The organism is Boseongicola sp. (assembly GCF_057460485.1).
Map to the genome: position 1 here is coordinate 1 of NZ_JBVCWP010000241.1, position 5903 is coordinate 5903.

The following is a 5903-nucleotide window of genomic DNA, read 5'->3' on the forward strand; positions in this document are numbered from 1 at the left end:
GAATTCTTTTATAGAATTTTCCCTTTTCCCCGCTCAATAGTTATTTTTCCTAATCTTTGACCTATTTTTAGGAATAAGGCCTGAAATATGCTTGAATAAGTCCCCAACGACTATTGATAATCACTAATACTCTACACAGCGGTGTCGGGGAGCGGTGGCTTGTTTCCTCCGCCTCGGCTGAGGGCGATCGCCCTCCAAAATGTAATAAGAAAACCGAACACGGAGGATATGATGACAGTCAAAATTGTCATTGGACTTGACGGGACAGATGCCGGTGAACGCGCACTCGAATTTGCAAAAAACTTGGCATCCAAGATCGGTGCTTGTGAGTTGCTTGCCGCTTACGTCATTGAATGGTCACCATTCACATTCCAAACAGCAGAAGAGAATGAGCAACGCCATAATCGGCGCGAAGAAGAGATCAAGCTTGCCGAAACACGGATCGTCGAGCCGGCTGTGGCCGCGCTGAAGGCGGCGGGGTTTAACGCGAGCGGTCTTGTTCGTCACGGCGACGTTGCTGAAACGTTGAACAAACTCACAGTGGAAAACGGCGGATCACAGATCATCGTTGGCCGCACATCTTCTGGGGGGTTTTCCAAGCGCATCTTCGGCAGCTCGACACAGAGCCTCGTCATGCACGCAGAAGTGCCGGTCACGGTCGTCGGATAAAGGGACAATTATGAAAAATACATTAAAACTCTGGATGACGTCCGTTGCTGCGGCTTTGGCGTCCAGTCCGCTGGCGGCTCAAGAGGCGATGAGCATTGACGCCAAGGTCAATGAGGCGTTTGCCAGCCTGACTGGTCCTTTTGTAAGTTTGATCTTCGCACCCTTTCCGGGAACAAGCTTTCCCTGGATCGTAATGTGGCTCGTCGTCGCGGCCACAGTGTTCACTTTTTACTTTGGCTTTGTTCAGTTTCGTTTTTTCCGGCATTCTATTCAGCTTGTCAAAGGCGACTACTCCGATCCCAACGATGCCGGTGAAGTCAGCCACTTTCAGGCGCTTGCCACTGCGTTGTCAGGCACAGTTGGTCTCGGCAACATCGCGGGCGTTGCGGTGGCCGTCGGCATTGGCGGACCGGGTGCGACTTTCTGGATGATCCTTGCGGGCCTTCTTGGGATGGCGTCCAAATTCACCGAATGTACGCTTGGTGTGAAGTATCGAAACGAATATCCGGACGGCACAGTTTCTGGTGGTCCGATGTACTATATCTCGAAGGGCTTCGATGAATTGGGCTTGCCAGGCGGCAAAATCCTCGCTGTCGTCTTTTCGATATTCTGTATTCTCGGCGCCCTTGGTGGTGGCAATATGTTTCAGGCCAATCAGGCACATGCCCAGATTTCCGGCATTTTCGGCGACTATCCGGGCTGGATTACCGGGATCATCTTCGCTGGTGTGGTCTTTGCGGTCATCGTTGGCGGTATTAAATCGATCGCTAACGTCACCGAAAAAGTCGTGCCATTCATGGGCATCCTTTATGTCGGCGCCGCGCTGATAATCTTGTTGGTAAACTATGATAAAATTGGCTGGGCTTTCGGTCAGATCTTTGACGGTGCGTTTACGGGTCTTGGCGTCGCTGGTGGTTTCGTCGGGGCTTTGATCCAAGGCTTCAAGCGAGCGGCGTTTTCGAACGAAGCTGGTGTTGGATCTGCGGCAATCGCGCACTCTGCGGTGAAAACCAAAGAACCGATCACCGAGGGCTTTGTCTCTTTGCTTGAACCGCTGATCGACACTGTTGTCATCTGCACGATGACAGCGCTTGTGATTGTAATATCGCAGCAGTTGATCATTGATCCGGCAAGCGGCAACTACGTCTTGAACGAAGCGGGCACGGCCGTTGCAACGATAGACGGCAATTCTGGTGTCGCGCTGACCTCTGCAGCCTTTGCGTCGGGCATCAGTTGGTTCCCATATGTGTTGGCAGTCGCGGTCGTTCTGTTCGCCTTCTCCACGATGATCTCGTGGAGCTATTATGGCCTGAAAGCCTGGACCTATTTGTTTGGCGAAGGCAAAACGACTGAACTGATTTTCAAGGTCATCTTCTGCGTCTTCATCGTTATCGGCGCTGCCGCAAGCCTTGGTCCGGTCATCGACTTCTCTGATGCTGCGATCTTCGCAATGGCGGTGGTCAACATCTTCTGTCTCTACTTCCTGATGAAGGTGGTGAAGAAGGAGTTGTTCTCCTACGCATCGCGTTTGGAAAATGGCGAGATCAAGAAGTTCACTCACTAAGCGATGGTCCCCGACGCAATCTGTTTTGCGTCGGGGACACTCTTGCGAAAAGCCTTTGTCATTGCGAGCAATGTCGACGAGGGCGGACTTTGAACCGTTCGGCATGCCCCCCGTGCTGTTCAAGAAAGTTGGCAGAGGCCAAAGGCCCGCTCACTTGATCTAAGTGCCCAAACAGTTCGAATGTCGGTTTGTTGAATGCTTCGTCTTGTCGTAGGCTTGGGCAGTTCAGATTTTGATTGGATGACCATGACCGACCGCGCCGCTATTTTGATCGAGATATGCCATGAAGCTGGACGTTTGGCGGCTCAATATTTCAAAGATCAGGACCAACTGGTAATCGACCGCAAAGGGCATCAGGATTTTGTTTCGCAGGCCGATCGAAATGTCGAACTCCTGACGCGAGACTTGCTGGCAAAATCCTTCCCTGACGATGCAATTGTCGGCGAAGAGCACGCGCCGAAACCCGGCACGTCGGGATTTACTTGGGTGATTGATCCGATCGACGGAACAACGAACTTTGTGAACGGTATCCCGGCGTGGACGGTGGTGGTTGCAGGCGTGCGGGACGGAGCAACGCAACTTGGTGTGATCCATGACCCCTGTAACGCCGAAACCTTCGTTGCGACCAAAGGACATGGAGCGACATTGAACGGTGTTGCCTTGAGCCTTGATGACGACCGATCGCTGTCAGAGGGCACTGTTGGGATCGGGTATTCCAACCGGGTCGACGACCAAGGCATCCTGCGATTGGTGGCCGCTGTGGTAAGTGAAGGCTCAATGTTCTATCGCAACGCTTCCGGTGCCCTATCGTTGGCCTACGTCGCAGCCGGACGGCTTTTGGGTTATACTGAAGAGCACATGAACGCGTGGGATTGCCTTGCAGGCCAACTTATTGTGGCCGAGGCCGGTGGCCGGGTCGAACCCCAGGATGCAGACGTAATGATACGGGACGGCGGGCGGGTGGTTGTCGGGACCCCGGCAGTCTTTGATCGGCTTTTGGACATCTCGAAGACGGCTTTCGGTCAGGCCGATTAGGCCTCGGGCAAAAGAACCGGACCCTTTTCTGTAAAGCCAACGGACACATCCGAGCCGACCTCAAGCGGATTGTCGACGTCATCTTGCACCGCGAACATCGTGCCGAAACTGGCCTCAAGCGTGTATTCCATCCGCACCCCGACATAGGTGGCTTTGGCGACCTTGGCGGGAAAGCCGCCGTCTGCGCCAATCACGATCCGCGAGGGGCGAACAGCAAGCTTTGCCGGACCTACTTTCAGGCCACGGGCGGGCAAGTTGTGGGTGTAATTATCTACCGAGATCGTGGCACGGTCGCCTTCGACGGTGTCGAGGTTACAGGGGACGATGTTGGCCTCGCCGATAAAGTCTGCGACGAAACGGTCAACCGGTGCGTCGTAAAGCTGACGGGGCGTGCCGATCTGCGCGATCGAGGCATTCCGCATCACCACAATCTCGTCCGAAACGGCAAGAGCCTCTTCCTGATCATGCGTGACATAAACCACGGTAAGACCAAGGTCTTGCTGGATCGCCCGAATGTCTTCGCGCACTTGTCGACGAAGCTTGGCGTCCAGATTGGACAAGGGTTCGTCGAATAAAAGAACCTGCGGCTCCAGAACCAGGGCCCGCGCCACGGCAACCCGCTGCTGCTGACCGCCCGACAACTCGCTTGGAAGGCGGATGTCAAAACCTTTGAGACCGACCAGTTCAAGACCTGCAAGCGCGCGCTCTCGTGTTTCGGCCTTTGAGAAGCCCGAGAAGGTCAGGCCGTATGAGACGTTTTCAAGGACACTCATATGCGGGAACAGGGCGTAGGATTGGAACACCATCGACACGTCGCGGTCCGTCGCGGGCAGGGTCGTGACATCGCGGTCTCCGATCAGGATACGCCCCTCGGAGGCCATCTCCAGACCGGCGATCATCCGCAACGTCGTTGTTTTCCCGCAACCCGAAGGCCCAAGAAGCGTCACAAGCTTCCCGGCCTCCACATGCAGATCGATGCTATCCACAGCAACGACGTCACGACCGAAACGCTTGGAGACATTCTCAAAGCGAACCGGAGCTGCTTTGCTTGCAATGCGTGTCTCGCCCATGATTATTCTCCTGCCTCGAATTGCGTACGGCGTCCGATTTTGGTGCGCCCAACCAATATCTGTAGCAAACCAACGGCCGCCAGCATGACGAATATCAGCGTTGTGGAATAAGCGATCGCAAGTCCGTAGTCGTTGTTTTCAACGCGTCCGATGATGTAGCTGGTGGCCATATCGTATTCGGCTGAGACTAGGAAAATCACTGCGGAAATCGCCGTCATGGCTCGCACGAAACTATAGACGAGAGCGGCCAGAATTGCCGGTCGGAGCAATGGCAAAATGATTTTCCGGAACGTCTGCCAGGAATTTGCGCCGAGCGTCAGCGAGGATTCGTCCAGCGATTTATCCAACTGGCTCATCGAGGCAATCCCTGCGCGCACGCCGACCGGCATATTGCGGAAAATGAAGCTCACAATCAGGATGATGCCTGTTCCCGTGATCTCGATTGGCGGCACGTTGAAGGCAAGGATGTAGCTTACGCCGATGACCGTTCCGGGAATAGCAAAGCTTAGCATGGTGCCGAACTCGAACGCGTTCTTGCCAGCGAAGTTTTGCCGCGTCAGCAGATAGGCTGTCACAAGCCCAACAATCGCAGTCAGCGGAGCTGCCGCAGCGGCGATGTATATAGTGGTCCAGAAACTGTCCCATGCCGCGCCCGTCCAGCGAATACCGCTTTCTTCAAATCGGACCGAGAACGCGGTCACATAGTGCTTAAACGTCAGCGAATTGTTGACGCCCCAAAGCTCGACCACGCTGCCGTAAAGGATCATCGCGTAAACGATGATCGTGAACAAACCCCAAGTTCCGGCTGCGATAAACACCGGGATAGCAAGACCGTTTGGCATCAACGGATGCACGCCGGCATCGCCTTTGCCCGAAACAGTTGTGTAGCTTTTCTTTCCAAGCCACATGCGCTGGGCATAAAAGGCCGACAGTGTGAAGAACAACAACACCATCGCCAAAACCGCCGCGCGGCCCTGATCGTATTGGGCGCCGACGATGGCAAAGAAAATCTCGGTCGACAGAACATCAAAGTTGCCGCCAAGCACGAGGGGGTTCCCGAAATCTGCCATACTTTCGATGAAACCAAGAAGGAACGCGTTCGCCAAACCGGGCCGCATCAACGGCAAAGAGACGGTGCGGAATGTTTGCCAACGGTCAGCGCGCAGGGTTTGCGCCGCCTCTTCCATTGAAGGTGAGACGCCCTCAACGACGCCGATCAAGACGAGGAATGCGATCGGGGTGAATGCCAAAGTTTGTGCGATCAACACGCCTGGCATGCCGTACAGCCACCGCGTCGGTTGCACTCCAAACAGTTCCGCGAAGAACTGCGTTACCGACCCGGAGAGGCCGAACAGTAAGATAAGCGCCAGACCGATGACAAAGGGCGGGGTGATAATTGGTAGGACAGTGAGCGCTCGTAATGCGCGTTTGTATCGAAAGCCAGATCTTGTGACGACCAGGGCAAAGACCAGTCCCAGAACCGTTGTGAGAAGGCCCACAAGGATAGCGAGAAAAAGTGAATTCCACGCGGCTCCACATCGCCCACCGGTCAGGCAGCCAAGCCC

At 54.7% G+C, this 5903-nt stretch carries 5 protein-coding genes; 3 read left to right on the forward strand and 2 right to left on the reverse strand.

All coding sequences use genetic code 11. From position 1 onward, the window contains the following. Positions 1 to 231 precede the first annotated feature (231 nt). The 3 genes from AC221Y_RS19105 to AC221Y_RS19115 all read left to right on the forward strand — a co-directional run bounded on the left by AC221Y_RS19105 (position 232) and on the right by AC221Y_RS19115 (position 3268). On the forward strand, positions 232 to 669 hold the full coding sequence (locus tag AC221Y_RS19105) for a universal stress protein (protein WP_299756739.1): 438 nt from the start codon (positions 232 to 234) through the stop codon (positions 667 to 669). 10 nt (positions 670 to 679) lie between these two features. Then, positions 680 to 2233 carry an alanine/glycine:cation symporter family protein gene (locus AC221Y_RS19110; protein WP_299756742.1) on the forward strand — a complete coding sequence of 518 codons (1554 nt, stop codon included), beginning with the start codon at positions 680 to 682 and terminating at the stop codon, positions 2231 to 2233. 195 nt (positions 2234 to 2428) lie between these two features. Continuing rightward, positions 2429 to 3268, forward strand: a complete 840-nt coding sequence (locus tag AC221Y_RS19115) for an inositol monophosphatase family protein (protein ID WP_486708050.1) — start codon at positions 2429 to 2431, stop codon at positions 3266 to 3268. Here AC221Y_RS19115 and AC221Y_RS19120 read toward each other — a convergent pair. Together AC221Y_RS19120 and AC221Y_RS19125 are read right to left on the reverse strand one after the other, a co-directional pair. Continuing rightward, positions 3265 to 4338 carry an ABC transporter ATP-binding protein gene (locus AC221Y_RS19120; RefSeq protein ID WP_299756748.1) on the reverse strand — a complete coding sequence of 358 codons (1074 nt, stop codon included), beginning with the start codon at positions 4336 to 4338 and terminating at the stop codon, positions 3265 to 3267. The two genes, AC221Y_RS19115 and AC221Y_RS19120, sit on opposite strands and share 4 nt — an antisense overlap. Before the next feature lie 2 nt (positions 4339 to 4340). Further along, a partial coding sequence (locus tag AC221Y_RS19125) for an ABC transporter permease (protein ID WP_486708051.1) occupies positions 4341 to 5903 on the reverse strand: 1563 nt, incomplete at its 5' end.

Bases quoted from the DNA above. Each gene is read 5' to 3' on its own strand.
- AC221Y_RS19115 (WP_486708050.1), top strand. From the start codon at position 2,429: ATGCTTCGTCTTGTCGTAGGCTTGGGCAGTTCAGATTTTGATTGGATG.
- AC221Y_RS19105 (WP_299756739.1), top strand. From the start codon at position 232: ATGACAGTCAAAATTGTCATTGGACTTGACGGGACAGATGCCGGTGAA.
- AC221Y_RS19120 (WP_299756748.1), bottom strand. From the start codon at position 4,338: ATGGGCGAGACACGCATTGCAAGCAAAGCAGCTCCGGTTCGCTTTGAG.
- AC221Y_RS19110 (WP_299756742.1), top strand. From the start codon at position 680: ATGAAAAATACATTAAAACTCTGGATGACGTCCGTTGCTGCGGCTTTG.